Source organism: Roseisolibacter agri (assembly GCF_030159095.1).
In the GTDB taxonomy this organism is placed as follows: domain Bacteria; phylum Gemmatimonadota; class Gemmatimonadetes; order Gemmatimonadales; family Gemmatimonadaceae; genus Roseisolibacter; species Roseisolibacter agri.
The window spans coordinates 147775-171023 of record NZ_BRXS01000003.1 but is presented as its reverse complement, the minus strand read 5'-3'; the positions used below and the strand labels follow the sequence as shown (position 1 = coordinate 171023).

At 72.7% G+C, this 23249-nt stretch carries 24 protein-coding genes and 1 pseudogene; 6 read left to right on the top strand and 19 right to left on the bottom strand.

Features of this window, described 5'->3' with window-relative positions; genetic code table 11:
• The first annotated feature begins 288 nt into the window (after window positions 1-288).
• Entirely contained in the window at window positions 289-519 is a 231-nt protein-coding gene (locus rosag_RS09505) for a hypothetical protein (protein WP_284349863.1), read from the top strand.
• Window positions 520-691: 172 nt separating this feature from the next.
• On the opposite strand, the gene rosag_RS09500 is transcribed toward rosag_RS09505, so the two are convergent.
• From rosag_RS09500 to rosag_RS09485, 4 genes are all read right to left on the bottom strand, one after another.
• Window positions 692-1351, bottom strand: coding sequence for a hypothetical protein (locus rosag_RS09500; protein WP_284349862.1), 660 nt, complete (start codon window positions 1349-1351; stop codon window positions 692-694).
• 220 nt (window positions 1352-1571) lie between these two features.
• Complete coding sequence (locus rosag_RS09495) at window positions 1572-3338, bottom strand: hypothetical protein (RefSeq protein ID WP_284349861.1); 1767 nt, start codon at window positions 3336-3338, stop codon at window positions 1572-1574.
• Between the two features lie 29 nt (window positions 3339-3367).
• Entirely contained in the window at window positions 3368-4135 is a 768-nt protein-coding gene (locus rosag_RS09490; protein ID WP_345784832.1) for an ABC transporter ATP-binding protein, read from the bottom strand.
• 177 nt (window positions 4136-4312) lie between these two features.
• Window positions 4313-5215, bottom strand: a complete 903-nt coding sequence (locus tag rosag_RS09485; RefSeq protein ID WP_284349859.1) for a YMGG-like glycine zipper-containing protein — start codon at window positions 5213-5215, stop codon at window positions 4313-4315.
• Between the two features lie 276 nt (window positions 5216-5491).
• Between rosag_RS09485 and rosag_RS09480 the strand changes: the two genes are divergently transcribed.
• Together rosag_RS09480 and rosag_RS09475 are read left to right on the top strand one after the other, a co-directional pair.
• Window positions 5492-6778, top strand: coding sequence for an EAL and HDOD domain-containing protein (locus rosag_RS09480; protein WP_284349858.1), 1287 nt, complete (start codon window positions 5492-5494; stop codon window positions 6776-6778).
• A gap of 468 nt (window positions 6779-7246) precedes the next feature.
• Entirely contained in the window at window positions 7247-7657 is a 411-nt protein-coding gene (locus rosag_RS09475; RefSeq protein ID WP_284349857.1) for a PepSY domain-containing protein, read from the top strand.
• Here the strand turns inward: rosag_RS09475 and rosag_RS09470 are convergent.
• Entirely contained in the window at window positions 7654-8568 is a 915-nt protein-coding gene (locus rosag_RS09470; protein ID WP_284349856.1) for a flagellar motor protein MotB, read from the bottom strand. The genes rosag_RS09475 and rosag_RS09470 overlap by 4 nt on opposite strands.
• A 687-nt stretch (window positions 8569-9255) precedes the next feature.
• Between rosag_RS09470 and rosag_RS25410 the strand changes: the two genes are divergently transcribed.
• Together rosag_RS25410 and rosag_RS09465 are read left to right on the top strand one after the other, a co-directional pair.
• On the top strand, window positions 9256-9573 hold the full coding sequence (locus rosag_RS25410; protein WP_345784827.1) for a helix-turn-helix domain-containing protein: 318 nt from the start codon (window positions 9256-9258) through the stop codon (window positions 9571-9573).
• 29 nt (window positions 9574-9602) lie between these two features.
• On the top strand, window positions 9603-11036 hold the full coding sequence (locus rosag_RS09465) for a KAP family P-loop NTPase fold protein (RefSeq protein ID WP_284349855.1): 1434 nt from the start codon (window positions 9603-9605) through the stop codon (window positions 11034-11036).
• Between the two features lie 182 nt (window positions 11037-11218).
• On the opposite strand, the pseudogene rosag_RS09460 reads toward rosag_RS09465, so the two are convergent.
• Window positions 11219-11329, bottom strand: a pseudogene (locus tag rosag_RS09460) (flagellar motor protein MotB); the annotation flags it as partial.
• Window positions 11330-11342: 13 nt separating this feature from the next.
• Window positions 11343-12230 carry a flagellar motor stator protein MotA gene (gene motA, locus rosag_RS09455; RefSeq protein WP_284349853.1) on the bottom strand — a complete coding sequence of 296 codons (888 nt, stop codon included), beginning with the start codon at window positions 12228-12230 and terminating at the stop codon, window positions 11343-11345.
• A 30-nt stretch (window positions 12231-12260) separates the two neighbouring features.
• Here motA and rosag_RS09450 point away from each other — a divergent pair, with 30 nt between their 5' ends.
• Window positions 12261-12905 carry a hypothetical protein gene (locus rosag_RS09450; protein WP_284349852.1) on the top strand — a complete coding sequence of 215 codons (645 nt, stop codon included), beginning with the start codon at window positions 12261-12263 and terminating at the stop codon, window positions 12903-12905.
• Window positions 12906-13077: 172 nt separating this feature from the next.
• On the opposite strand, the gene csrA is transcribed toward rosag_RS09450, so the two are convergent.
• From csrA to rosag_RS09390, 12 genes are all read right to left on the bottom strand, one after another.
• Window positions 13078-13353 (bottom strand): carbon storage regulator CsrA, encoded by a 276-nt coding sequence (gene csrA, locus rosag_RS09445; protein WP_284349851.1) that lies wholly within the window; start codon window positions 13351-13353, stop codon window positions 13078-13080.
• Window positions 13354-13441: 88 nt separating this feature from the next.
• Entirely contained in the window at window positions 13442-14950 is a 1509-nt protein-coding gene (gene flgK, locus rosag_RS09440; RefSeq protein WP_284349849.1) for a flagellar hook-associated protein FlgK, read from the bottom strand.
• A gap of 19 nt (window positions 14951-14969) precedes the next feature.
• Window positions 14970-15635, bottom strand: a complete 666-nt coding sequence (flgN, locus tag rosag_RS09435; RefSeq protein ID WP_284349848.1) for a flagellar export chaperone FlgN — start codon at window positions 15633-15635, stop codon at window positions 14970-14972.
• Window positions 15636-16136, bottom strand: a complete 501-nt coding sequence (locus rosag_RS09430) for a rod-binding protein (protein ID WP_284349847.1) — start codon at window positions 16134-16136, stop codon at window positions 15636-15638.
• Complete coding sequence (locus rosag_RS09425) at window positions 16133-17650, bottom strand: flagellar basal body P-ring protein FlgI (protein ID WP_284349846.1); 1518 nt, start codon at window positions 17648-17650, stop codon at window positions 16133-16135. The genes rosag_RS09430 and rosag_RS09425 overlap by 4 nt, the downstream gene beginning before the upstream one ends.
• Window positions 17647-18342 (bottom strand): flagellar basal body L-ring protein FlgH, encoded by a 696-nt coding sequence (locus rosag_RS09420; RefSeq protein WP_284349845.1) that lies wholly within the window; start codon window positions 18340-18342, stop codon window positions 17647-17649. Before rosag_RS09420 ends, rosag_RS09425 begins: the two co-directional genes overlap by 4 nt.
• 29 nt (window positions 18343-18371) lie before the next feature.
• A complete protein-coding gene (locus rosag_RS09415; protein ID WP_284349844.1) occupies window positions 18372-18935 on the bottom strand; it encodes a flagella basal body P-ring formation protein FlgA in 564 nt (187 codons plus the stop codon).
• Window positions 18936-18937: 2 nt separating this feature from the next.
• The gene (gene flgG, locus rosag_RS09410) at window positions 18938-19729 is read right to left on the bottom strand and encodes a flagellar basal-body rod protein FlgG (protein WP_284349843.1); all 792 of its coding nucleotides are present in this window, start codon (window positions 19727-19729) and stop codon (window positions 18938-18940) included.
• A gap of 69 nt (window positions 19730-19798) precedes the next feature.
• Window positions 19799-20506, bottom strand: a complete 708-nt coding sequence (locus tag rosag_RS09405; protein WP_284349842.1) for a flagellar hook-basal body protein — start codon at window positions 20504-20506, stop codon at window positions 19799-19801.
• A gap of 228 nt (window positions 20507-20734) precedes the next feature.
• Complete coding sequence (locus rosag_RS09400) at window positions 20735-21292, bottom strand: hypothetical protein (RefSeq protein WP_284349841.1); 558 nt, start codon at window positions 21290-21292, stop codon at window positions 20735-20737.
• 8 nt (window positions 21293-21300) lie between these two features.
• Window positions 21301-22098, bottom strand: coding sequence for a sigma-70 family RNA polymerase sigma factor (locus tag rosag_RS09395; RefSeq protein WP_284349840.1), 798 nt, complete (start codon window positions 22096-22098; stop codon window positions 21301-21303).
• A gap of 98 nt (window positions 22099-22196) precedes the next feature.
• Entirely contained in the window at window positions 22197-23216 is a 1020-nt protein-coding gene (locus rosag_RS09390) for a P-loop NTPase (protein WP_284349839.1), read from the bottom strand.
• Window positions 23217-23249 lie beyond the last annotated feature (33 nt).

Below are 23249 nucleotides of genomic sequence, written 5' to 3'. Positions count from 1 at the left end.
GGAAGACGGAACCGCGGAAGACGGAACCGCGGAGAACGATGAGGCGTGAGACGGAACGGCGGACGCTGCGAGCTCGAAGCTCATGGCGTCCGCCGTTCCGTCTCACGCGCTTCCGTCCTCCGCCCCTCCGCTCTCCGCCGTTTCGTCCTCCGCGGTTCGCGCCTCCAGGTATCCGTTTCCGCCCTTCCGGGGTAGTAACACGCAGCCCCGGCACGTCCGGCACGCCACTCGCGTTAGAGAGGGTAGGCAGTGTCACCACGCGCCCGGGACCCGAGCACAGGAGACCGCATGCCCCGCTTCAATTTCGCCCTCGGCAAGGCCGGCACCCTCCGCGAAGCGGGGGAGGTGCAGAGCGACACGTTCGACGACGCGCTGGAAGCGATCGCCGAGCAGGCCATCGTGCAGGTCGGAGATCTGCTGGAGATCGGCGTGTACGGCTTCCCGCCGGCGCGCTATGAGCTGGTGCGCACTGGCAGAAAGACGAAGGGCTGGAAGCCGGCGAACCAGCTGGCTGCCTAAGCACAGGACCGGAACCGCGGACGACGGAACTGCGGAAGACGATACCGCGGAAGACGTTACGGCGTGAGACGGAAAAGCGGACGCTCCGAGCTCGAAGCTCGTGGCGTCCGCTCGTTCGTTTCACGCCTCTTCGCCTTCCGCAGTTCGGTTCTCCGCCGGTCCGTCCTCCGCCTCAGAGATTATCGAGGAGATCGTCGATCGCCTTGCTGTTCGCGTCGCTCAGCGTGCCGCCCGTCAGGATCTTGTGCAGCACGTCCACCGCTTCCGCGGCCAGGTCGTCCGGATGCTTCCGGTCGGCGGCGAAGCGCACGATGTGGCCGAGCAGGATCGTCTCCAGCTGGGGACCGTCGTCGTCCTCGTCGTCGGACGCCTTGAGCGCGTCCTCGTAGCTCGGCACGCTCGCCTTCCACGGCTCGTCGGCGTGCGCGGACTCGGAGAAGGTGCCGCTCGGCACCAGCGCGAACAGGCGGCACTGGAGCCCCGGATCCTCCTCGTACGCGAACAGCCCGAGCGGCACCGGCTGCTGGAACAGGCCGAGGCCGAGCAGGCGCTCGATCGCCTCGGGCTCCATGGCGCTGCGCGCGACGAGCCGGTCGCCGATGTACGCGCCCAGCACCGAGCCGTCGGGCGCGCGGTCGTCGTCCAGGCGGTCGACGCGGATCGAGACCGGCTGCGCGGTGGTGATGAAGACGGCCGGGCGCTGCGGGCCGTCCTCGTCGTCCTCCGCGTCGTCGTCCTCGTCCTCCTCGTCGTCGTCGATGTCGTCGCCGTCGAACTCGTCGTCGGGCTCGTCGCCGTCCGCGAAGGGGTCGTAGGCGTCGTCGGACTTCACGGACTCTCCAGGTGCAGGTGCGACACGAAGCGCAGCGCCGAAGCGCGGTCGGGAGGATGGGCGCGGACGCACCCGGCGGCGGCGAGGCCGGCGGCGCCGGAGCGCGCCCTCGCAAGATAGCGCCGCCGACGGCGCGGCGGTGCCGCCCACGCGCCGTCCGCCGGTCGTCCGTACGTCAACGCACGGTGCGGGCGAAGCGATGCGAGGGGATCGGTCCCGCTCAGCGCGCCGTCCCGATGGCGCTCGGGTCCGTGCGCTCGAAGACGCGGCCGAGCCAGGCGTGCACCGGGCGCAGCTCGAGCGTCGCGGCGGCGGTCAGCAGCGTCGCGGCCGGCGCCAGCGCCCACGGGCCGAGCATCGGCCAGAGCCCCCACGCGAGCAGCGCCGAGATGGCGCCGGGGAGCGCGAGCAGCGCCGCGGCGAAGACGATCGCGAGCCCCGTCGAGAGCAGGTTCTGCCCCATCGCCTCGACGCCGCGCGGGCCGCCGGTCGGGCGCACCCAGGTGGGGAAGAGGAGCGCGGCCCCGTTCTGCACGGTGAGGCTGGCCGCGTTCACCCCGGGGAGGCCGAGGGCGGCGGTCGCGAGCCCGGCGGCCCGCTCGTCGAGCGAGAAGCCGAGCGCGAACGGCGCCCCCAGCGACGCGACGAAGAGGAGGACGAGGATCGCCAGCTGCGCCGCCGTCAGCGCCAGCGTCGACGCCAGCACCTCCGCCGCCACGACGTCGCGGCCGGCCAGCGGCCACGCGCGCAGCACCGCGAGGTGCGCGAGGTCGTGTCGCAGGTCGAAGCGCACCCAGAGTGGGCCGGCCACCAGCAGCATCGTCAGCCACACGCCGACGACGACGGTGACGATCTCCGCCAGCCGCGGATCGCGCGTGGACAGCGCGAGCAATCCGGCGGCGACCACGCCGTAGAGCGCCAGCACGCGCGCGAGCGCCGTCGCGCGCAGCGCCGCGACCGCGTTCTTCCAGACGATGGCCAGCGCCGCCGGCCCGACGGGCGCCAGCGGCGGCGTCCAGCGGCGCGGCGGCGGCACGTCCGCGGCGTCGTCGTCGCGCGCGGGGCGTCGGTCCACGCCGGTGCCGCCGGCGCGGCGGTCCGCGCGGCGCCGCTCGCGCTCCTCGCTCGCGACCAGCGCCGCCTCGTGCACGGCGGCGTCGGTGCGCAGCACCCACACGAAGTGCAGCGCCAGCAGCGCCAGCGCGGGCGCGAGCGCGCGCGCCCACGTCCCGACGTCGACCGCGAAGGTGGGCGTCAGCAGCAGCCGCGCGGGCGCCAGCACGAGCGTCGCCGACGTCGCCTCCAGCACGCCGCCGAGCGCGCGCCCGAAGGTGGCGACGCCCCCGTTCCACGCGACGCCGAGGGGCGCACGATGCGCGACGACGGGCACGAGCACCGCCACCGCGGCCGCCGCCAGCAGCGCCGGCGGGAGCGCGCGGCGCACGACGCGCCGCCAGCCGTGGGCCGCGCGCGCGTCCACCGGCGGCGCGGCCGTGACGAGCGCCGCGCCCAAGCGGTGCAGGTAGAGCACCGACAGCAGGATCCAGAGCCCGAGCGCGCGCCGCCACGACGCGAGGTGCGTCCCCTCGCCGCGCAGGATCACCGTCCAGATGATCGTGTTGGCGAGGATCACGAGCTGCGCGCGCAGGAGCTTGTAGGCGACCAGCCCGCGGCGCGTCACCGGCGCGGGGAAGAGCAGGTGCACCTCGGCCGGCGAGAAGGCGAGGGCGCGCGGGTCGGCGCCCGCGAGCCACCAGCGCGCCGCCAGCAGCGTGAGGCCGAGCGCGGCGAGGCGTGGCGCCCACGCGTCGGTGAGGAAGGCGGCGGCGCCGCCGCGGTTGGCAGGGCGCACGAGGAACCACCACACGTACGTCGCGCCCGCGGCCACGGCGACGACCGTGCGCGGCGAGCGCGCGCGGCGCAGCTGCACGCGCACGCGGTTGCGGAGCGAGGCCCAGCTCAGGTACGCGACGGCGGACAGCAGCACGCGATCAGGTGCTGGTGATCAGGCGATGGTCAGGCGCTGGCGCGCAGGTCGGGCATCCCGTCGCCGACGGCGTCCTCGTCCTCGCTCGTGAGCGCGACGAAGACGTCCTCCAGCGAGCGGCCCGCGAGCTCGGGGCGCGCGGCGACGATCTCCGCGATGGTGCCCTGCGCGACGGCGCGCCCGCGGTGCACCACGAGCAGCCGCGTGCACAGCTCCTCCACGAGATGGAGCAGGTGGGAGCTGAGCACGACCGCGCTGCCGGCGCGCGCGCGGTCGCGGATCGTCGCCTTCATGCGGCGGATGCCGGCGGGATCGAGCCCGGTGAGCGGCTCGTCCAGCAGCAGCACGCGCGGGTCGTGCAGGAGCGCGCAGGCGATGGCGAGCTTCTGCCGCATGCCGCGCGACAGCTCGCCGGGCAGCGCGCCGCGCTTGTGCGACAGCTCGAGCTCCGCGAGCAGCGGCGGGATCCGCGCGGCCGCGTCGGCGACGCCGTAGAGGCGCGCGACGAAGCGCAGGTGCTCGTCGACGGTGAGGTAGTCGAAGAGCGCCGGCTCGTCGGGGACGAAGGCGAGCGCGCGCTTCGCGGCCACCGCGTCGTCGTGCAGGTCGATGTCCGCGATGCGCACGCGCCCTTCCGACGGCGCGACGATGCCCGCGAGGCAGCGCAGCGTCGTCGTCTTGCCGGCGCCGTTGGGCCCCACGAGCCCCAGCACCTCGCCCGGCCCCACGGCGAAGCTGAGGGCGCGGACGGCGAGCTGGCCGTCGTAGGACTTGCGGAGATCCTGAACGGAGAGCAGCACGGGACGAGTACGGCGGAGAACGGAACGGCGGAGGACGATGGGGCGGAGAACGATACGGCGTGAGACGGTGAAGTGGAGGGCGGCGGAGCAGCGTCAGGCTCGTAGCATCCGCTCTTCCGTCTCACGCTCCACCGTCCTCCGCCGTTCCGTCCTCCGCCACTCCGTTCTCCGCCCTTATCGGATCGTGACCCGCACGGGCGCCCCCGCCGCCAGGCACAGCTCCTCCTTCTTCCCGAGCTGCCCGGCCGCTGCGCCGGCGGCGGCGCCGGTGGCCGCGCCGATGATCGTCCCCTTCGTGTCGCGGCCGAGGATCTGGCCGATGATCGCGCCGGCGATCGCGCCCTTCACGGCCTTCCCCTTCGTGTCGTTCGTGCCGGCGACCGTGCGCTTCTCGAGCGGCGCCTCGCCCACGGCGACGTCGGCGACGATCGGATGGAAGGCGCCGTTCAGCGACACGCCGCGGGCGAGCAGCTCAACCTTCCCCTCGCGCGAGACGCTCGCGACCTCCAGCACGACGCCCGTGCCGGCGGGGAGCACGACGCCGTCGGCGCCGGTGACGTCGGCGGCGAGCGTCGCGACCAGCCGATCGCCCGGGCGGTTCGACGTGGAGCAGATCCGCGAGCCAGTCGTGCCGGCGAGCAGCGTCCCGCGCCCGAGCGACGGCCCGCTGCCCGCGTCGCTCGCCGGGCGCACGGGGGTCGGCGCCGGCTCCTCGGCCGGCTTTTCGGCGCGCGGGGCGGCGGCGACGGGTGGCGCGACGGGCGCGGGCGTGGGCGCAGGGCGCGTCTCGACGGCGCGCGGCGTGGGCGCGCTGGCCACCCGCGCGGGGGCGCGACGTGCGGGCGCGGGCTCCGGTGCAGCGACGACCGGCGCGGGCGGCGTCTCCGCGACGACGGCCGTGTCGCCCAGCGCGAGCGAGTCGCGCCGCGGGGGCACCGGGGCGGTGGCGAGCGTGAGGTCGCGCGCGAGGGCCGAGTCCGCGTCGGGGGCTGGGGCGTCGTCGCGGCCGCAGGCGCCGACTGCGGCGAGGGCGAGCAGCAGCGCGACGGCGGCAGGGCGGCGGGGAGCGGAGCGCATGGGCGGGAAGGGCGTGCGGGACGTGCGGGCGTGGGGCCGCGGCGCGGCTGCCAGGATGGCGCCGCCCCTCGACGACACGGCATACCCCGCAGCCCCTACCGGCGGTCCCGGCGCCGCTGCGGCGCTGCCGTGGCGCTGTGCCCTTCGCCGCCGGTGGCTCGTCCCACCGGTACCCCACCCGATGCCATGTCGCCGCTTTTCAGCTTCTCCTCGAACGCCCGTCGCGCGGCCGAGTCGCCCGCATCCCCGCCGGTCGATGCCGCCGCGAGCGCACCCGTGAGCGCATCGGCCACCGCCGCCGCGGCGGCGACCGCCGCGCCCGCGGAGGCGAGCGGGATCCACGACGTGTTCGTGGCGCGCCAGCCGATCTTCGACGAGCGCGACCGGCTGTTCGCGTACGAGCTGCTCTACCGCAGCGGCGCGCAGCAGAACTGGGCGAACGGCGTGTCGGCGGACCAGATGTGCACCGACACGGTCATCCACGCGCTGCTGAGCATCGGGATGGCGCCGCTCACGGGCGGCACGCTGGCGTTCGTCAACATGACGCGCGACTTCCTGCTCACGGGCCAGTACCAGCTGTTCGAGCCGAAGACGGTCGTCATCGAGCTGCTGGAGTCGGTGGACCCGGAGCCCGAGGTGATCGCCGCCTGCGAGCAGCTGCGCCGCAAGGGCTACACGCTGGCGCTCGACGACTTCGTGAACGCGCCGGGCTACGAGCCGCTGCTGGCGCTGGCGTCGATCGTGAAGATCGACGTGCTGAACAAGTCGGAGGCGGAGGTGAAGAAGGTCGCCGACGACCTGCGGCGCTTCGGCGTGCGCCTGCTGGCCGAGCGCGTGGAGACGGCGGAGGTGCGCGACATGTGCCGCCGCCACGGCTACACGCTCTTCCAGGGCTACTACTACAGCAAGCCGCAGATCGTCTCGCACCGCGAGCTGAGCGTCGAGCACTCGACGATGCTGCGACTGCTGAACCTCCTCGAGGACTCGAAGGCGAGCGACGGGGAGATCGAGAACGCGTTCAAGTCCGACCCGTCGCTGTCGTACAAGCTGCTGCGCATCGCCAACTCGGCGGCGTTCGGCGGGCGCGACGTGACGAGCATCGGCTTCGCGCTGCGCATGGTGGGCCGCGGGGTGCTGCACCGCTGGCTGACGGTGCTGCTCGTGTCGTCGGTGGCGTCGAACAACGGCATCGCGCTCGAGCTGGTGCTCGCGGCGCTGGTGCGCGCGCGCCTCGCGGAGCTGGTGGGCGAGCGCTCGGGGCGTCGCTCGGAGATGGGGCCGCTCTTCCTGGTGGGGCTCTTCTCGCTGCTCGACGCGCTGCTGCGCATGCCGATGGAGGGGATCCTCGCGCGCATGGCGATCGGGCAGGAGGTGAAGGACGCGCTGCTGACGCGCAGCGGCCCGTACGCGAGCACGCTGGCGCTGGTCGAGGCGCAGGAGCGCGGCGACTGGAGCGCGGTGCAGGACGCGGCGGAGGCGGTGGGGCTGTCGATGTCGCAGGTCTCGGCGCTGTACACCGAGGCGCTGGGCTGGGCGGGCGAGCGCGTGCGCGGCATGAACTAGGGAGCGCTGCGGGCTGCGGGCTGCGGATCTGAACGACAACTACAGGACAGCATGACCAGGAGGCTCCGCGGTGCGCGACGTTCCAAGCGCCGATGCGGAGCCTCTTCGTCATCCTGTCAGAGCCGTTCGCAGCTCAGGGCCTGGCGCGCCCTGCACTGGTCGGCGAACAGTGGGATGCGGATCCTCCGGATCCAGACGGATGCCCCCGATCGCTCCGCACGGGCGCAGGGGACCTCGCGCTCCGAGGAGCGATCCGAACGATCCGTTTCATCCGGAGCATCCGTATCCTCCCGAGTAGTTACGGCTGGCGAGGCGCGACGTCGCGCGCCGAGGGCACGGAGCGAGAGGATGCGCGGCCCGCAGCCCGCAGCCCGCAGTCGTGCCGCAGCTCGCTTGCCGCCGCGACGCATCGCGCGCTACCGTGCACCGTCGAGCGAGGACGTCCACCCTCGGACGCGGGAGGAGCGTGTGCGCATCGATCGTCGCACGGTCGCCGGGGCCGGCATCGCGGTCCTGCTCGTGGTGGGATGCGCGGACGGCGAGCCCGCCGCCACGGCGGCGCCGGCGACGCAGCGTGCCGCGGCGCGCGAGGCGTCGGGCGCGATCGCGCTGCGTGAGGACACGCCCGGGCTGCTGGCCCGCGCGACCGTGTCCGAAGCGACCGCGCGCGCGGCCGCGCTCGCGCGGGTGCCCGGCGGCCAGGTGCTCGAGGCCGAGCTGGAGGAGGAGGACGGCGTGCTCCTCTTCGCGTACGACATCCGCACGGCCGACGGGCGCACCGTGATGGACGTCGAGGTGGACGCGGCGACCGGCCGCGTGCTGCGCGTCGTGCGCGACGACGACGACGCGCGCAAAGACGACGTGCGCGACCGCGGCTAGCGCTGCGCGTCGTCTCCGGCGGTGCCGGACGGCGCGGCGTTCATCGCGCGCTCCGTCTCGCGCGCCGCGGTGCGCGCGGGCAGCGACGACGCACCGGGGCGATCGACCGCCGCCGTCGCGTCGACCGGATCGGGCAGGCGGCTGTACGGCAGCAGGATCGTGATGCGGCGGTTCTCGGCCGCCGTCGGATGCGCGGCGTCGCGCAGCTGGCGATCGGCGAGCCCGCGCACCTCCGACACGCGCCCCGCGGGCAGCCCGCCCGCCTCCAGCACGCGCCGCGCGGCGTTCGCGCGCTCCGCCGACAGCTCCCAGTTCGTGTACGACGCCGTCGTGCCGTAGCGCGCCGCGTCCGTATGCCCTTCGAGGACCACCGGGTTCGTGAGCGTGCGCAGCTCCGGCGCGATGATCTGCAGCGCGATCACCGCCGCGGCCTTCATCTGCGACGAGCCGACCGGGAAGAACACCTCGCCCGAGCCGCTCTCGATCAGCTCGATGCGCAGCCCGTCCTTGGTGACGACGACGTCCACCTTCGCGCCGAGCTTCTTCAGCTGCGCGTGGCCGTCGAGCACCTGCTTCAGCTGTGCGGCCAGCTCGCCGAAGCGGCGCTGCTCGGCCGAGCGGACGATCATCTTCACCTGCGTGTCGGGCGCCTTCATCGGGCTGGAGCCCGACGAGATGGGGCTCGCGCCCGCGGAGGCGCCCTTCTTGTAGCCGACCGGGTTGGAGAAGTAGCCCTCGATGGCCTGCTTCACCTTGTCGTCCATGCCCAGGATCCACATCACCATGAAGAACGCCATCATCGCCGTGACAAAATCCGCATACGCAACTTTCCAAGAGCCGCCGTGGTGACCTCCCGCGACGACCTTCTTCTTGCGGACGATGACGATCTTCTTGCCGGATTCTGGGGGCACGGGGACAGTCGTCTCTGGCGTAAGTGAAGCTTCTGCTTGTGTTTACGGTTGTGGTGCGGTGCGTGTCCGCCGCTGCTGGTCCTTGGCGGTGCAGCGGAGTCCAAGCTCGCTCAAGTCTCGACTGCTCGACTCAAGGACTGCACTCCGCGCGTGTGCGTGTGGACGTCGGCAGCAGTGACCACGAAGCTGACGCCTGCCTTGAAGGGACGAGGCAGCGTGCAAAAGGTTGCTTGGCAACGACTTGGCGGGCACGAACAATCACGGGCGATCAGCGATGAAGAACGCCATCATCGGCATCGATTGCGATGATGGCGTTCTTTCTTGATCGTGGCCGACTGCAGCCCACGGGGGCTGCCCGGAGCAGTCGCATCTAGCGTGGCCCGGAGTCCTTGCCTTCCGTCGCCAGGAAATGCGCCCAAAGGGCTTTGAAGATTGAAGCGTAGTACCGGTCCGCGATTGCTTGTCGCTGCGGTTTACGCTTGGCTCGTGTGGCTAAGAGACGCGCCTTCGCGCTCGCCCACTCCTCCGGGCTGTAGAAGTCGGCGAGGGACTCGGGCGGTAACTCGGGGAGTGGTGCCTCATCGTCGAGTACGATTGGCAGCACCTCGATCTCGTCTGGATCGGTAGGCTTCTGAGGGGCCACGGCGCTAGCAAGGCCGGAGATCGTTCGTGTATCGATATCCTAATATGGGATATTCCAAGATGGGATGTACGCTCGCTGGGCGCAAGTGCTTACTCCCATGCCCGGCGTCTCTGTTGACCAACGTTCATTCGCCCAAGTATCGACTGCTGCTCACGCGGTTGAAGGAAGCTAGGCTCGCTGCGGAGATGACTCAGTCGGAAGTCGCACGTGCTCTGGGTGTCCCGCAGTCATTCGTCTCCAAGTGCGAGTCCGGTGAACGGCGCATCGATCCCGTTGAACTCGCGAGCTTCGCTGACATTTACCAGCAGCCGTTCTCGTTCTTCATGAAAGGTCTGAGTCGGCATGTGGACCGGGCGGGATAGCCAGCTGCACAACCCCAATCTCAAAAGTCGTGGCTGAACTGACTGCCCTCTACCGACGCCCTGAAGCCCTGCTGAATGACGACGCTGATCCTTTCCCGAAAGGAGACCAACATCAGTTCTTCGCCGAGAACTTGACACGGCTCGTCTCCGCTATTGAGCAGCCGTTCGTGATCGCACTCAACGGCCGATGGGGAACGGGAAAGACCACGTTCATCGAGCGTTGGCGATCTTTGCTAGTCCTTGAATCGATCGTCCCTGTGACCTTCAACGCTTGGGATACGGATTTCGGGGACGACCCACTGATTGCGATGCTTGGCACATTGCACTTGGCGCTACAAGGCGCAGCGCTGAGTGAGGCTGAGAACCCGGCAGTCGATATTGCTTGGGCAGCGGTTCGCGAGGCGAGCTCGAAACTGATCCGCCGGAACGCGGTCGCGATGTCGAAACTTGCCGTGCAAGCCATCGCTGTCGCGGCAGGCGCCGGCGCGCTTCCGCTCACCACCGCCGTCGAATCAGTCGTCGAAGACGCGGCAAAGGATCGCATCGCAAACTTTGAGGAAGGTCGCAGGTCACTGGCGAACTTCAGGATTGCCTTGGGAAATCTTGTCGAAGCTGTCCGCGACCCCGAGCATCCCGAAAGACCGCTCGTCTTCTTTATCGACGAGTTGGATCGGTGTCGGCCTTCGTACGCCATTCAGCTGCTCGAAGACCTGAAGCACTGCTTTAACGTACCTGGCATCGTCTTCGTCTTGGCCATTGACCGTGAGCAATTGGCACACGCAGTGCGCGCCGTATACGGTGCTGGCTTCGACGGTGATCAGTACCTTCGGCGATTCTTTGATGTCGAGCTTCAGGTGCCGACGCTCACGCGCGATGCGTTTCTGACCTCTGTGTTCGCGCGTATTGGGGTCGTCGAGTTCATGCGAAAGCGCGGCAACAACCCAGTGCACGTCGATCTACTGGTTGAGACACTCGCTGAGCTGTCAAACGTCTTCGATCTGTCGCTCAGGACTCAGGAGCAGATTGCTGCGCAGATTGCCGCGATCGTGCGGATGCTTGACCCACGCTTCTATTTTCCTGAACAGTTGGTCGCGACGCTGGCAGTTGTGCGCGTGGCCGCTGGCGGTCTGTACGCCAAGCTGAGGACAGGGCATGCCGAAATTCTGGATGTAGTCAAGCACGTTGCCGAGTACCCGGCCGGCGTGACTTGGGTGAAGAACGGCGGCATCAATAACTTCGTGGTCCCGTTGTTCTATCAAGGCGCATCGCCTGAGGAACGAGCACGCGTCGCTCGGCAGGTTGAGCAGGGCACCCGATTCGTGGACATTCCGCTGGCCCAGAACGAATTGGTGGCTGTGATCAACGGTCTGCGGATGCCAGACTTACACGGTCAACCTCGCAACTTGCTCAAGCATTGCTTGAACGTGCTGGATATGACTGCACGCTACCAGGCAGATGGCTAATTGGACCGGTCCGTCGTGCCGCCATCAACTTGTACTGCTTAACGGCGAGAGGGGCACTGGCATCGCCGGTGCCCCTCTCTCGCCTCAAGGCGCCCCGCTGCGTTAGCGCACGTCAGCCGAGCACGATCAGGTACTCCCGTCGGAGATCACGGTCCGCACGCGGAAGGTCGCCTTTATTCAGAGGCCGTGACGAAGTCGGCGTAGGCGACCTTCCACGAGCCTCCGTGGTGGCCGCCCGCGACGACCTTCTTCTTGCGGACGATGACGATCTTCTTGCCGGATTCCGGAGGCATGGGTCGCGCCGCGTCAGGCGGCCTTCTTGCGCGTCATCTGCTCGAGCTCCGCGAAGGTCGGGCGCTCGTGGGGGTCGATGTTACGACGCGCGAACTCGACGGCCGTCATCGGCGCGTCGCCGCGCGCGAACGAGAGCAGCGCCGTGCGGATGCAGCACATGTACGCATGCTCCGCCTTCACGCGCGCCTGGATCGCGGTCGCGATGGGGCCGATGATGCCGTAGGCGAGCAGGATGCCGATGAACGTGCCGACGAGCGCCGCGGCGACCTTCTCGCCGATCTCGCTCGCCGCGCCGCCGATGGAGCCCATCGTGATGATCACGCCGAGCACCGCGGCGACGATGCCGAAGCCGGGCATCGCGTCGCCGACCGTGGTGATGGCGTGCGGCACGTGCATGTTCGCCTCGTGCTGCTGATCGAGGTCGATGTCGAGGATCTCGGCCAGGTTGTGGTCCTCGACCGCGCCGGTGAGCAGCACCTTCAGCGTGTCGGCCAGCAGCGCCACCGCGTGGTGGTTGGCGCTGAACGCCGGATACTTGGTGAAGACGTCGCTCTTCTCGGGCTCCTCGATGTGCGCCTCGAGGCCCACCAGGCCGTCCTTGCGCGCCTTCTGGAAGATCTCGTAGAGGACCTGCAGCAGCTCGCTGTACGCGGTCTTGGAGAACGGATTGGGCTTGAGCAGGCCGAGCGTCGCCGCGAACGACGCCTTGAGGGTGCCGATCCCGTTCGCGACAATGAAGGCGCCGAGGCCGGCGCCACCGATGATGATGAACTCGGTGGGCTGCCAGAGGACACCGACCTTGCCATGGTGCATGACGTAGCCACCGATGACGCTTCCGATGACGACCAGCAGGCCGATGATGGTGAACACGACGCGGGCGGACGGGGCGGGGGACGGCACGGGCGAGCCCACACTCGGGGCCCGACACCCGTGAGTATCGGCCACTCGGCGTCCGATCTGGACCACTCCGATGCGGCACCGCTCCGCGCGCTGGCCGCGGCGCGCGATGCCGTGCTGCGGGGGCTCGTCCACGCGCTCAGCAACCGCGTGGGGACCGTCGCGGCGGTGGCCGGGATGCTCGACCCCCAGGCGCCCGCGGCGGGCGTGGCCGCGACGGTCCTGCAGGGCGAGACGGAGCGGCTGGAGCAGCTGCTGGAGGAGTTCCGGCGCCTGAGCCTGGAGCCGGCGTCGGCACCCGAGCCGGTGCACCTGCCCGACCTGCTGGCGGGCGTGGTCGCGCTCCACGCGCACCACCCGGCGCTGCGCGACGTGCCCTGCGCCGTGGAGGGCGCGGACGACCTCCCTCCCGTGCTGGCCGAGCCGGCCGCGGCGGCCGACGCGCTGCTGGCGGCGCTGGACGCGGCCAAGGGGGCGGCGATCGCCCTCGGCGGCGGCGTGCGGCTCGTGGGCACCGTGGACGGGGCGACGGTGCAGATCCGGGTGGAGGCGGCGGAGGCGCCCGACGACGCGGCGACGTCGCGCTGGCCGCTCCCGGGCGGGGCCGGCGAGGGGTGGCTGGGCGCGCGCGGCGGCGGGGTCGCGCTGCCGACGCTGGCGGGCGCACGGGGCGGCTGACGGCGCGGATCGGCGCGCCGCCGGTGGCAGCGGGACCTCCTGGGAGCTCTCCTCGGCCGGCATCGCGCGCCGCCGCCCACGCACGGGCTGAGCGGCGACACGCCGCAGACGACGCGGGGCCGGACGGCAGTCGCCGTCCGGCCCCGCGTCGCGTTCGTGATGTCGACGCGCGTCAGGCCGCGTCCTTCCTGGCGCTCTGCGTCGCGTCCGGGGCCGGCTCGGCGCCGGGCGCGAGGCGCGCCATCAGGGCGCGCGCGGCGGCCGGGTCGGCGGGGGCGCGCCGGTTCGACTCCTCCACCTGCCGCACGATCTCGCCGCGCAGGATGGTGATCTCGGACGGCGCCTGGATGCCCAGGCGCACGCCGCCCCGCTCGCAGGCGAGCACGGTGACGGTGATGCCCCCGTCGATGACGATGGACTCGCCGACGCGGCGACCGAGGATCAGCATGCGGCACCCCGAGCGCCCACCGGGGCGCGCGTGAGAGAGAGGGACGGGAGGGGACAGGAGAACGACGACCGACGCATCCGATCGTCTCTCAGATCATCCCGAGGACGGTCTGCATCATCTCGTCGGCCGCGGTGATGACCTTCGCGGCCGCCGCGTACGCCTGCTGCGCGCGCATGAGCGTCGTCAGCTCCTCGTCGATGTTGACGCCGCGCACCGACGTGCGGCGCAGGTCCGCCTGCTCCGCCAGCGTGCGGCGCACCGTCGCGGCGCTCTCGGCATCCTTGACCTGCGTCGCCAGCCCGCTGGTGGTCGCGCGATAGAAGTCGGCGATGCTCGTCGGCGCCGAGGTGCGGCGGCCGGCGGGGTTGGTGGAGCGGTCGACGGTCGTGAAGTCGATCGTCGCCAGCGTCACGCCGCCCAGCACCGCCCTGGACGCGGTGCGCAGGCCGGCCAGCGCCAGCGCGACGTCGTTGTCGGCGGGGCGCGTGGTCAGCGACGACGTGCTGGCGATGCGCGACGCGTCCTGCGAGATCTGCGACGACAGGGCGATGTTGCGCGCCGTCACGACGCCCGCCACCGGCGGCGAGGCGAACGCGTCGCCGGCCACGTACGTGTCGCTCGCCTTGTCGACGAAGAAGTTCAGGTAGGGCGCGCCCACGGTGCCGTCGTTGCCCATGTTGTGCACGGCGTTGACGGTGCGCGCGAGCGTGTTGGCCATCGCGTCGAGGCGCTCCTGCGTCTCGGCCAGCTCGCTGTTCTGGAAGTCGAGCATCGTCTGCAGCTCGCCGCCCACCGGGAGGAGCGGGTCGGCCGGCGCGCGCTGCGTCGCCAGCTTGAGCGTCGCGCCCGTGCCGACGGCGATCTGCAGCCGCTCCGCGTGCACGCCGTCGACCAGCGTGTTGTTCCCCAGCAGGACGGTGGTCGAGCCGTTGGCCTGCGGCAGCACGCGCACCTCGCCGAGCTTCGACAGCTGGTCGATGGCGACGTCGCGCTGGTCGCGCAGGTCGTTGGCCATCTTCCCGCCGACCTCCGCCTCCACGATGCGGCCGTTGAGCTGCGCGATCTGGTCCGCCAGCCCGTTGAGCTGCGTGAGCGTGTTGCTCATGCGGATGTTCGTCTGCGTGCGCAGGTCGGTCAGCCGCTGGTCGAACGCGTTCAGCTGCGTGACGACGTTGCGCGCGCGCTGCTGCACCACGCTGCGCGCGGCGTTGCTCGTGGGCGCGTTGGCGAGCTCCGACCACGACGACCAGAACGCGTCCATCGCCGCGGCCAGCCCGTCGTCCGACGGCTCGCCGAGGACGGCCTCGACCTGCCCCAGCAGCTCCTCGCGCAGCGTCGCGGCGCCGTAGCCCGCCGACTCCTGCCGGTACGCGACGTCGAGCAGCTCGTCGCGCGTGCGGCGGATGTCGTCGATCGCCACGCCCGTGCCGACGTTCCCGTACGGGAAGAACTGCGGCGTCGCCGCCATCGAGTCGACGCGCTGGCGCGAGTACCCGTCGGTCTCCGCGTTCGCGATGTTGTGGCCGGCCGTCTGGATGACGGCCTGCTGGTAGTTCAGCGCGGTGCGCGCGACGCTGAGGATGCTGGAGAGGGACACGGCGGGCTCCGGCGGTCCGTCAGGCGGTGCGGTTGACGAGCCGTCCGCCGCCCGTCACCGCGGGGCGCGCGAGGCCGTCGGTGGCGTAGCGCACGTTCGCGCCCGCGGGGCTCTCCTCGCTCACGCCCGCCAGGGCGCGCGCATGGGTCTCGCCGTGCGTCAGCGCGTCGCGCAGGATGCGGCGGTTCATGTCCACCTCGCGCGACAGGGCGAGCGCGCTCGTCTGCAGCTCGTCGCGCGCGTCGCGCAGCGCGTCGGTCATCTGCGGCCCGACGACCTCCTCCAGCTCGCGCATCGGGAACTCGTCGACGCCGGCGAGCAGGCGGCTGAGCTGGCGGCGGCGCAGGCGCGCCTGGCCGAGCGTGGCCAGGATGCGGTGCGTCGCGAACACGGTGTCGTCGACCGTCTGCAGGTCGTCGCCGCCGACGGCCGCGCGCTGGCGGCGCATCGTCGCGGCGAGGTCCTCGAGCAGCTTGCGCTCGGACTTCAGCGAGTCGAGCAGCGCGTCCAGCGTCGCCGGGGCGTGCGGGCCGCCGGGGCTCGCGGGGCGTGGCGCGCGCGCGGCCGCGACGCCCGCGTGCGCCGATTCGGCGACGCGCAGCAGGGGCATCCCCGGCCCGTACGCCGCGGCGGCGGGGCGGGGGGCGGCGGGCAGCGTGACGTGAGGCGTTGGAAAGGGCGCCATCTATCGACCTGCGTCGCGGGACGGAGTGAGGAGCATCGGTTGGAGCGTCGGCCGGAGCGGCAGCGGCGTCGGCGTGGCCTGGAGGCCCTGCAGGCCGACGGGCGCTGCGTCGTGCGGTGCATCAGGCACTGCTTCGTTCGGTGCGTCCGGCGCGGCGGCGCCCTCCCGGGCGAGCCGGCCGCGCAGGTGCGCGTAGATCGCCTCGCCGAGCCCACGTCCCCACGCGTGGGGAGTCTCGGTCGCGAGGTGCTGATCCATGAGTCCCGTGAACATCTCCTCGCCCGCGCCGCCGCCCACCACGCCGTCGTTCTGCGGGACGGTGGCGCGCATCGCCTTGTAGAGCTCCTGCACGAAGACGCCCTCCATCTGCTGCGCGACCTTGCGCAGCTTGGGGTCCTCGCCGGGCGTGCCGGACGTGGGCGCGGACTGGGCGGGCGCGGTGTTGCCCAGAGGCATCATGCCGCGCGCGCGCGACGGGTCGCCGGGAATGGAGCCGATCACCGGACCACCACCTCGGCCGCGATCGCGCCGACCTCGCGGAGCGCGGCGAAGATCGCCGCGATGTCCGACGCCGGCGTCTGCACCGCGTGCAGCGCGCTGGCAATGCGCTGCACCGAGGTGCCGGGCGCGATGCGCACGTCGCCGGGGATGCCCTGGCCGGCCGCAGGCGGCGCGGCCGGCGCAGCGCCCGCTGCCACCGGCGCGTCGCCGCCGATGGTCAGCGTCACGCCGCCATGGCTCACGGTGGCGGCGCCCACGGTCAGCTCGCCGCCGGCGACGACGCTGCCGTCGCGCGCGTCGATCACCAGCCGCGCGGCCCGCTCGGGGCGCGCGCCCAGCGCGAGGATGCGGCCGAGCGTCGCCGCGCGGTCGCCGCTGTCGGGGAGCGTGAGCGCGACCGCGCCCGGATCCTCGACCTTCGCGGTGTTGGGGCCGAGCGCGGCGTTCACCGCGGCGGCGATGCGCGACGCGGTGGTGACGTCGGGCTCCTTCAGCAGCAGGCGCGTGCCGCCCGCGAACTGCGGGCGCGGCAGGTCGGCCTCGAGCTGGCCGCCCGAGGGGATGCGCGCGGTGGTCTCGGGCGTGCGCGCGACGCCGTAGGCGACGCGTCCGTCGGCGGCCTCGCTCAGCAGCAGCGAGCCCTGCGCGATGCCGACCGGGCGTCCGCCCGCCTCGGCCACGAGCGGTGCCATGTACAGCACGCCGCCGCGCAGCGAGCGCGCGTCGCCGAGCGACGAGACGTGCACCTCGAAGCGGCCGCCGGCGCGCAGGTAGGGCGACACCTCGGCGGTCACCAGCACCACCGCGGCGTTGCGCGTGCGCACGAGCTCCGCGGGGATCTCGACGTTGAAGTTGCGCAGCAGGTTGACGACGCTCTGCACCGTCATGCCGCCGCCGCGCGCGCCGCCACCCGTCGTGCGGTCGCCGGTGCCGTCGAGGCCCACGGCGATGCCGTAGCCCGTGAGGCGGATCGGCGCGGCGCCCTCGGCGATCGTGAGGTCGCGGATGGCGACGTCCTGCGCCATCGCGTCCCCTGCGCCCGCGAGGCAGACGAACAGCATGCCGAGCATCATGCGCCCGCCGCGGCGGCGGATGATCTCCGCGCCGATGGGCGGCGTGAGACGCGACCTGTCGGCGACGCCGGGGACGCGCAGCAGGTCGGTGACCGCCGCCTCGACCGCGCCGGCGCCGGTGGCGTCGGCGGCGCGGAGCAGGTCGCGCATCTCGGTGCGGTGCGCCGCGACGGCCTGGCGCGCCGCCAGCGCGGCGGCGCGCGCGATGGTGTCGGTGGCGCGGCGCGCGGCCAGCATGCGCGCGTCCGCGTCGGCCAGCGCGCGGCCCTGCGCGATGCGCTCGGCCAGCGTGGGACGCGGGGCCGCGGCGCGCCCGTCGCGCGGGCGGAAGAGCCGGGAGAGGAGCTGACGCCACATGGGAGCGCTCGCGTGGTGCGGGGTCGTCACGGTCGTCACGGTCGTCACGGTCGTCACGGTCGTCACGTCGCGGTCGCGGCTCACGGCCACACCAGGCCGACGATCCGCGTGAGCAGCCCGCTCTTCGTCTTGCCGAGGGGGCCGGGCGACTGGTAGGTGACCTGCGCGTCGGCGATGCGCGCCGACTCGATCGTGTTGGCGGCGCTGACGTCCTGCGCGCGGATCCAGCCGGTGACGGCGACGTCCTGCTTGCCCTTGTCGACGTCGACCACGCGCGTGCCGCGGATCTGGTAGGTGCCGTTGGGACCGACGGCGACGATGCGCGCGCTCATCTCGCTCTGGAAGCGGTTCTCGCGCCGCGCCTCGCCGCGCTGCTGCGTGTTGCCGTCGTTGCGCGTGCCGATCCTGGCGTCGATCGCGGTCGCCTTGGGGCCGCCGGTGTTCGCGTCGATGCCGAAGCCCAGGTCGCGCGTGCGGCGCTGCGAGGCCAGGTCGTCCTTCACCGCCGACGTGATGGTGTAGTCGTCCACCATCACGGTGACGATGTCGCCGACCACGAAGTCGCGCCGGTCGCCGAGCCACGAGCGCATCGCCGGGCGGTTGGCGGCGGGCGTCGGCTGCCACTGCGGCGCGGCCGCGGGCGCGGTGGACGCGGGCGTCGTGGACGCGGGCGTCGCGGGCGCGGCGGCGGCCGGCTGCTGTGCATTCGCGATCGCCGCGGAGGCGAGCGACGCGGCGAGCAGGCGGGCGGCGAGGAGGGCGGTGGAGCGCGGCATGGAACGCGGAGGCAGGGCGGGGGAGACGATCAGCGGGTCAGCTGCACGACGCCGGGGGCGACGACGGTGCCTTCGAGGCGACGGCGCGCATCGAGGCGCACCTGCACGCGCCCGCCGATGGGCGCGGCGTTCGCGGCGACGCCGGCCATGCGCAGCTCGACGCCGGCGTCGCGATAGAGCACGGCGACGCGCTGGCCCGCGGTGACGGCGCTGGCCGCGAGCGGCCGCGCGATGCCGGGCTCGCGCAGCGGCTCGCCGGCGGTGATCACGCGGCGCGTCATCCAACCGACGAGCGCCGGCGTGGCGGGCGTGACGTCGTCGGCGACCAGCGTGTGGCCGCGCGGCAGGTCGCGCGCGGCGGTCGGCGCGACCGCAGCCGGCGCGGTGACCGGCGCCGCCGCACGCACGGCGGCGGCGCGCGCCACCGCACGCGGCGGCTGGACGACCGACTGCGCGGGCAGCTGCACGGGCAGCACGAGCATGAGCCCCGCACCGCACGCCGCGAGGCGGGCGAGCGCGGGCGACAGCAGCCACCCCGACGACACGTCGGGACGAGCGGAACGAGCGGTACGGCGCGAGCGCGAGGCGGACACGGTCAGCGCACCAGGTTGTTCGCGATCTCGAGCATCGACTCGCTGTTCTTGATCGCCTTCGAGTTGATCTCGTACGCGCGCATGGCGGTGATCATGTCGACCATCTCCTGCACGATCTCGACGTTGCTCCCTTCGAGGCTGCCCTGCACCACGCGGCCCATGCCTTCCTCCTGCGGGAAGCCGACGGTCGGCTCGCCGGAGGCGGGGGTCGGCTGGTAGAGGTTCTCACCCAGCGACTGCAGGCCCGAGGGGTTGGCGAAGCGCGCCAGCTCGATGCGGCCGATCTCCTGCGGCGCGGCGGCGTCGTTGCCGCGCGTCACGGTCACGATGCCGGTGCGCGAGATCGTCACGCCGCTGGCGTCGTTGGGGACGCGGATGGTCGGCTGGAGCGTGTAGCCGCCCGACGTTACGAGCACGCCCTGGTCGGAGATCTGGAACGAGCCGTCGCGCGTGTACGCGGTCTGCCCGCCGCCGGTCTGCACCTGGAACATGCCCTCGCCCTCGATCGCGAGGTCGAGCGGGCGGTTCGTCTGCTCGAGCGTGCCCTGGCTGTGCAGGCGCTGCACGCCGGAGAGGCGCGTGCCGCGTCCGATCTGGATCGCGGGCGCCGTCCCGTTGTCGCTCGAGCCGATGACCGCGGAGCCCTGCACCGTCTGGTACAGCAGATCCTCGAACTGCGCGCGGCTGCGCTTGAACCCGGTCGTGTTCACGTTGGCCAGGTTGTTCGCGATGACTTCGGTGCGCAGCTGCTGCGCCATCATGCCGCTCGCGGCGGCGCGGAGTGCGGGATCCATGGGGACTCGTGCGGAGGGAGGTTCTTCGGGGGATGCTGCGTGCTGCGTGCTGCGTGCTGCGTGTCGTGCCTAGACCGGGCGTCCGAGCTCCGACGTCGCCTTCTCGCGGACGGAGTCCAGCGTGGTCACCGCCTTCTGCACGCTCGCGTACGCGCGCTGCACGGCGATCATGTCGACCATCGCGCTGACGGGATTGACGTTGCTCTCCTCGATCGCGCCCTGCTGCACGCGGCGCTCGGCCGGTGCCACCGAGGTGCGGCCGGCGTCGGGGACGAAGAGCGTGCCGCCCTCGTGGGCGAGCGTCGCGCCGGCGCCGGCGCGCTCGACGCGCATCCGGTCGATCGGCCGGCCGCCGGCGCTCACCGTGCCGTCGTCGCCGATCACGACCTGCGCGCCCGCGGGCACCACGATCGGGCCCTTCTCGCCGAGGACGGGACGGCTGCCGGCATCCACGAGGCGGTGCTGCGCGTCCAGGCGCAGCGAGCCGCCGCGCGTGAAGCGCTCGCCGGCCGGCGTGTCCACCACGAGGAAGCCGTCGCCCTGCAGCGCGACGTCGAGCGGGTTCTGCGTCGTGCGCACCGTGCCGCCGCGCATGTCGGTCGCGGCCTGCGCGACCGGCAGCTCCTCGCCCGCGGCGCCCAGCAGGCGCGCGAACACGCGCTCCGCCTTGAAGCCGTCGGTCGAGGCGTTGGCGAGGTTGTTGGCCGTGATCTCCGACCGGCGCTCCCAGTAACGCAGGGACGCGGCGGCGCTGGTCAGGCCGGTGACGGGAGGCATGGAACGAGGAGGAACGAGGAGGGACGTACAGAGGAGGTGCAGGGCCGTGCGTCGCGCCGGTCGCTGCCACGCCCCGCGCACCACTGGTAAAAGCAACCGGCGGGCCGCCTGGGCGCCCGCCGGTGTCAGTGGTGCAACTCGTTGTCCTCGTGCGTCTTGCGTCGTTCTCGCCGCCTCGCGCTCGCGGCCGGATCGGCGCGCGGGCGGCGGCACTTCTTGCCGCTCCGGTCAGACTTGCCGGGCCGCGAGGTTCAGCGACAGCGCCACCGCGTCGCGCGACAGCCCGGTGCGGCGCGCGATCTCGGCGCGGTCCACGCCCGTCGCCGCCAGCTCGGGCACGAGGCCCGCGCGCTGCGGCGCGGCGCGACGCTGCGCGGGCCGGCGGAAGACCGCCACCAGCGCGGTCAGGTCGAGCGTCCGCGACGGCGCGACCGCGCCATCCGTCGTGGCCGACGTGCGCGTCCACAGGAACGCCGCCACCGCGGCCAGGCCCAGCGCCAGCACGGACAGCGCGAGCACCGGCACCATCTCGGGCGACGGCGCGGGCGACGACGCGAGCGAGGGCAGACGCACCGACGGCACGCGCGCCGGCGGCACCTGCAGCGCGGGCGCGGTCGCGACCACGCGGCGCGCCGACTCCCACACGGGCAGCTGCATCACGTCCGGCAGGTCGGCGAGGGAGAAGCGCCTGCCGATCGCGCCGATCGCGGTGCCGAACACGCCGGCACCGGCCAGCCGCAGCGCGACGCGCCCGAGCTCGCGCGCGCGCTCGCGGTCGACGCGCATCCCGCCAATCACGCGACGTGCTCCCGCAGCGGCTTCAGCTCGCCGCGCAGCTTGCCGAGCGCCTTCGAGCGGATCTGCGACACGCGGCTCTCGGTGAGGTCGAGCACCGTCGCGATCTCGTGCAGCTTGAGCTCCTCGAAGTAGTACAGCGACAGCACCACGCGCTCCTGCTCCTTCAGCTTGAGGATCGCGTCGCGCAGGATCGCGACCTCCTGCTGGTGGTTCAGGCGGTCCTCGACGCCGCGGTCCTCCTCGGCGGCCAGCACGTCGGACGGGCTGGGCGCGGTGTTCTCGCGGTCGCCCGGCGCGCGGTCGAGCGGCATGTGGTGCGCGCCCTCGATCTCGCCCTGCCAGCGCCACAGCGTCTGCAGGTCGACGTCGAGGTGCGCCGCGACCTCGTGGTCCTCCGGCGCGCGGCCGAGCGCGCGCATGAGCGACTCGCGGGCGGCGTGGATCTCGCGCGTCTTGCGGCGGATGCTGCGCGGCACGTGGTCCTGGCGCCGCAGCTCGTCGAGGATCGCCCCGCGGATGCGCGGCGCCGCGAACGTGCTGAAGGCGAGGCCGCGCGACGGATCGAAGCTGTCGAGCGCCGCCATCAGGCCCATCGAGCCGGCGCTCACCAGCTCGTCGAAGTCGGCCTTCACGGCCAGCGTGCGCGACATCTGCCGCGCGACGTGGTGCACGAGGCCCAGATGGTCGGTGAGCAGGCGCTCGCGCGCGGCCGCGTCGCCCGCGGCGTAGCGCTCCCACATGGCGTGGTCCACGCTGGCGTGCGCACCGGCGGGCGTGGGACGCGTCGCCGTCACCGCGGGCTGCGTGGTCGCAGCAGTCGCGGTCTTGGCGGAGCGGGCGGAGGACGGCGTTCCGGAGGCGGAACGTGGAGCGCGAGGTGCAGTCATGACGGTCATCGCGCGGAACCTTGCGGTGAACCCGAGTAGGCGAGCGACGCGGCGGCGCGGAGTCCGCGGTCCGTGGGCGCGAGGCCCGGGACCGTGGTGCGTGGCGTCGTGGCGGAGCGGCCGCCTCGGGCGGCGGTCGCGGGGGAGGGGACTGCGAGCTTGGTCGCGACGGACTGCATCGCGATGGCCGCCGGCGAGCCGGTGGCGGCGTCCTGCAGGGGCATGCCGGCGCGCAGCGCGACCGCGAGCGTGGCGTCGTCGGGCACCGCGCCGACGAAGCGCAGCGGCTGCTGCAGGAACTGCCGGGCCGCCGCGTCCAGATGCTCGAACGCGTGGCGGGCCTCGTCGTCGTCCAGCCGGCTGGCGAGGACGTCGACGCTGAGGGGAGGGAGGTCGGACGCGGCGTCACCCGCCGCGACGCTCTTCACGAGCGCGTACGACGCGGCGAGCGCGATCGGGTCCGACCCGGTGACGACGAGCAGGCGCACCGCGAGGTTACCGTCGGCAGCATTCGCCGCCTGCGCGGCCGCGTGCGCGGTCTCGAGGCCCGCGCGCACGCCGTCCAGGCGCGAGCCCGCGTCGACGACCACCAGCTCGTGCTGCGCGAAGGTCGACGCCGCACGCCGCAGCATCGCGCGACGCTCGGCCGGCGCCAGCGGCGCATCCGACGCGTCGTCGGGACCGCCGGGCAGCAGCGACAGCGTCGTGCTCACCGGCACCAGCAGCGACTCGGGCGCGACGCCCCGGCGCAGCGCCGCGAGGCCCTGCGTCGGCGCGACGCCGAGCAGCAGGCGCTGCGGGCCTACGTGCTCGTCGAGGTCCGCGAGCAGGACGCGGCGGCCCATCGCGGCGGCGCTCAGCGCGAGCATCGCGGCGACGACCGACGTGCCCGCGCCGCCCTTGCCGCTCCCCACCACCAGCACCGTCGTCGCCGCGTCCGCGCGCACGCCGTCGCGCGCGCGCGGCGAGGCCGCGGGGCGCGACGCCACGTAGGCGCGGAGGGTGTCGAGTTGGGCGGGGAGCATCGGCGCGTGTGCGGAATGCGGGATCTGTGATGT

Excerpts from the sequence above, each read along its gene's own strand:
- rosag_RS09485 (WP_284349859.1), bottom strand. The coding sequence starts at position 5,215 with ATGCGCTCCGCTCCCCGCCGCCCTGCCGCCGTCGCGCTGCTGCTCGCC.
- rosag_RS09400 (WP_284349841.1), bottom strand. The coding sequence starts at position 21,292 with ATGCGCGTCGACCGCGAGCGCGCGCGCGAGCTCGGGCGCGTCGCGCTG.
- rosag_RS09505 (WP_284349863.1), top strand. The coding sequence starts at position 289 with ATGCCCCGCTTCAATTTCGCCCTCGGCAAGGCCGGCACCCTCCGCGAA.
- rosag_RS09420 (WP_284349845.1), bottom strand. The coding sequence starts at position 18,342 with ATGCCGCGCTCCACCGCCCTCCTCGCCGCCCGCCTGCTCGCCGCGTCG.
- rosag_RS09405 (WP_284349842.1), bottom strand. The coding sequence starts at position 20,506 with ATGCCTCCCGTCACCGGCCTGACCAGCGCCGCCGCGTCCCTGCGTTAC.
- flgN (WP_284349848.1), bottom strand. The coding sequence starts at position 15,635 with ATGGCGCCCTTTCCAACGCCTCACGTCACGCTGCCCGCCGCCCCCCGC.
- rosag_RS25410 (WP_345784827.1), top strand. The coding sequence starts at position 9,256 with ATGGGATATTCCAAGATGGGATGTACGCTCGCTGGGCGCAAGTGCTTA.
- rosag_RS09390 (WP_284349839.1), bottom strand. The coding sequence starts at position 23,216 with ATGCTCCCCGCCCAACTCGACACCCTCCGCGCCTACGTGGCGTCGCGC.
- flgG (WP_284349843.1), bottom strand. The coding sequence starts at position 19,729 with ATGGATCCCGCACTCCGCGCCGCCGCGAGCGGCATGATGGCGCAGCAG.
- csrA (WP_284349851.1), bottom strand. The coding sequence starts at position 13,353 with ATGCTGATCCTCGGTCGCCGCGTCGGCGAGTCCATCGTCATCGACGGG.